The organism is Sulfurovum sp., assembly GCF_049668085.1.
GTDB lineage: Bacteria > Campylobacterota > Campylobacteria > Campylobacterales > Sulfurovaceae > Sulfurovum.
On the sequence record NZ_JBATIY010000136.1, the window covers coordinates 1 to 3499 of the forward strand.

3 protein-coding genes are annotated in these 3499 nt (G+C 32.4%); 2 read left to right on the forward strand and 1 reads right to left on the reverse strand.

Annotated elements, in window-relative coordinates; genetic code table 11:
- Positions 1–230, forward strand: a 230-nt coding sequence (locus WBM70_RS08715) for a hypothetical protein (RefSeq protein ID WP_424558120.1), incomplete at its 5' end; no start/stop codon positions are given.
- 574 nt (positions 231–804) lie between these two features.
- On the opposite strand, the gene WBM70_RS08720 is transcribed toward WBM70_RS08715, so the two are convergent.
- Complete coding sequence (locus tag WBM70_RS08720) at positions 805–2070, reverse strand: sensor histidine kinase (RefSeq protein ID WP_424558121.1); 1266 nt, start codon at positions 2068–2070, stop codon at positions 805–807.
- Positions 2071–2313: 243 nt separating this feature from the next.
- On the opposite strand from WBM70_RS08720, the gene WBM70_RS08725 reads away from it, so the two are divergent.
- A partial coding sequence (locus WBM70_RS08725; protein ID WP_424558122.1) for a CHAD domain-containing protein occupies positions 2314–3499 on the forward strand: 1186 nt, incomplete at its 3' end.

Consider the following 3499-nt stretch of genomic DNA (forward strand, 5'->3'; position numbering starts at 1 on the left):
GGTTAGTATTATTGGTTATTTCCTCTCTTACTATGATGACAATGGGTTCCCAGGCCAGACTTTCAAAGTCCCGAAGGCTAGCTGCCGTTATCCCTCTTATCCTCGCCTTTGCAACGCTTACTGAAGTAGTTCTGGATCTTGATCGTCCTCAGGATGGTATGATAACGGTAGGACAGGAAGCCATGATCGATCTACAAAAGGGTTTGAAACTAAAGTTGGATTCGGAATAGATTATATTATTGTATAGAAAGAGAAGTAAACACTTATGCGTACTGTAAATAGAAATCTTATAAAGTCAAATATTTTATAATGTTTTTAGAACAAGACATTTTTGGATACACTATAACTATTAAACCTATAGTTCCAATTAAAAAAGTGCTTAATGAGCACGGAAACATTATCAGTATTGTTTACCACTATGAGGTAGCGACAAATGACAGAATGTAGTAAGTGTCATCATATCGGGAAGCCCGAGACAAAGACAAAGATAGGGCGAAAAGTGATTATGCTATCCCTAATGGTTGTCGTCTACCCTGTTTCATTTGTCATACTTTTGCTTATTGGGTCAATCCTTAAGATTAATGGCTGCTATGGGTCTCCAAATGATGTTTGTCTTGCAGCAACCATGGTATTATCTGCAGCAATAACACTAATTTATATTATTACAGTGTTATATAAATGCACACGGAAGATTGAGGTTTGTGAGAAGTGTGGTAACCAAACCGAGAAGTGCGTGTGGAAGTAACTTTTACCTTAAGATCCTCTCATCACAGCTAATATTTAACTATTTTCTTTAACTTCAAATCAAACTTTAAAAACATATGTAAATGTATTGACACCTTTTTCTGAGTGTGCACGATAGTCAATACTATTCTTCTCACAAATAGTTTTTACCATACTCAAGCCCAATCCTAAACATCTTTTTGCACTGTGGGTCTCCGTATAATTTTTATCAAATATCATAGAAACATCAGAGATGTTTTTCCCCGTAGAAATAAATTTTAAGAGAATATCTGAATTGTTTTTTTCTAAAATAACCTCTATCTTAGTTCTATCGTTACTGTGTTTAATAGCATTAGACAGATTATTATCAATGAGCCTCTCTAATTCAGTATCATTCATAGTTACTCTTATATAACGTGCTATATGTCTATTTATGGTTTTCCCATTGGCCTGAGCAATGACTTCAAAAAAGTCTACTCTCTCATTGGTAAAATCTGTAAAATTAATTTCTATTGGCTTGTATTCCATCGTATCATTTGAGATGATATAGGAGAGGTCTTCATAAGAGTTTGAAAGCATATTAATAGCTGAGTTAATTTGGGTAATATTGGGAGATACCTGCTTTTCGGTCTTCATCTCAATAAGTTCAGAGTTGGTCATAATGACAGAGAGGGGAGTTCTTATCTGATGTACCATATCAGCGATAAACTGCTTGTTCTCATCTAGGAGGAGTTGGTTATTTACTACCTGATTTTGAAGTTTATCATTCAACTCTTTAATTTTTTCCCCTTGTTTGTGATTATTAAATATCATAAGTATTTGAGACATAAAAAACAATGTCAGAAGTATGGAAAGTATAAAGTGTAATGTTATGGTAGATACAATTAACGGAAGTAATATAATACTAATATATGCTATAGCAATGCGAAAATCAGCAAATAGTGAAGTTGTCGAAACAGAAGCCGATGCAACTAAGATAGCCACTACAAAAAGTTGATAGTAGTCACTTAGATAGTGAATATATACAGTACCAAGTAAAGATATCATCGCTGCAGTTGAGAGAGAAGATATCATAAAAAATTTATACCAAATTTCGACTGAATACATTTGTTGAGCTGTCTTGAAGAGATAAATAGAGTAAAGCCTACACAATGTAAATACGAACAATACACTACCCCAGATAACAATACTATATGAAAGTTCAGAATATAAGAATATGGTTACAAGCACTACAAATGCCAAAGCAGTTAGTTGACTTTTTACTGAAAGAGTATAGAGTGAACTTACTATAGAAATATCTATAGGCAGGGACTGTTTTATTTTGGTAAATGTTTGTTTATAGTTCATAAGTACTTTATATCCATTCTTCTTTCTTTAATCTATAATTCTAGCATTTTTATGTCATATTGAAGTCATACTTTAGAAACCTTATAATCTAACATATTTTATAAGGTTATCCACTATAGCGACGTTTTCGGGTCATAAATATGTAACCTCCAATAGAAAACCTTATAAAATGTGCTATATAGGAGATTTTATAATGAAATCTTTACATGCTATAATAAATAATACTCAAACTCAGGAAAAAATATGAAAGAGATAGAAAGAAAGTATCTGCTTAAAGATTCTATTATCTCTCTTATAAATAAATATGCTCTAAAAAAACATAAGATCACCCAATTTTATACAGCCATCACACCTCTTAGATGTGTACGCTATAGAAAAATGGATGATCGTTACTTTAAGACCGTTAAAGATGGTACAGGTGCTTCAAGAGAAGAAGTAGAAGTAGAGATAAGTAAAAAGAAATTTAAAAAAAGATTCACAGACCATATAAATAAGACTATACAAAAAGAGAGGTATTTCTTTCACTTTGAAGGGAAAGAATACTCCATAGATGTCTTTAAAAAAGGCTTAAAAGGTCTCTATATTCTTGAGATTGAATTCCCTGAGATGAAAGATTTTGAAGCATTTGATCTCCCTAAAATACTTCAAATACATGTGGTTAAAGATGTGAGTTTTGATGAATCTTTCAAAAACAAAAATATTGTTTTAAATGGAAAACCTAAAACTGTTTCTAAACTAGACCGTATCTTTATAGAACTTGAAACAAAAAACAGTGATGAACTTGATGCCTATTTCATTTCAAACCTTTCGCCTATCGATGCACTTCGAGTGATCTTATACAAGTTTTCCCTCTCCATACTCTTCTACAAAGAACGCATACTTCTTTATGACAACATTGAAGACCTCCACCAGTTTAGGATAAACATTCGAAAATCCAGAGCTTTTTTAAAAGAATTCGAATTTTTATTCCCAAAGAAAGAACATACCTATTTCAATGACAGTCTAAGCAGTTTTGGTACACAAACAAATCACAAGCGTGACTTGGATGTCATTAAAGAGCGTTTGAAAGATGTCGACAAAGACCATGATGTCATCCAAAAAGATATCAGAAGACAACGTGAACATGAACAAGGGAAGATAGAAGAGATGTTAAAGGGTAAAACTTTTGAAAACTTTTTTCACACCTATCAAAATATATTGAAAAAAGAGACCCTTTTGACTTCTTACAATACAAGTGGTACCATAGAAGATAAAGCCAGAAAAGTTATCAATGATCTACACCTGAACATCATCAAAAAGATCAATGCTTTGGAAAAGGATTTTGATGATAAAAAACTCCATAAGATCAGGATCTCTTTTAAAAAACTTCGTTATCTTTTAGAGGAGTTCCAACATATCTTTGGTGAAGAAAAGATAGAGAAGATGATAG

Bases quoted from the DNA above. Each gene is read 5' to 3' on its own strand.
- WBM70_RS08720 (WP_424558121.1), bottom strand. From the start codon at position 2,070: ATGAACTATAAACAAACATTTACCAAAATAAAACAGTCCCTGCCTATA.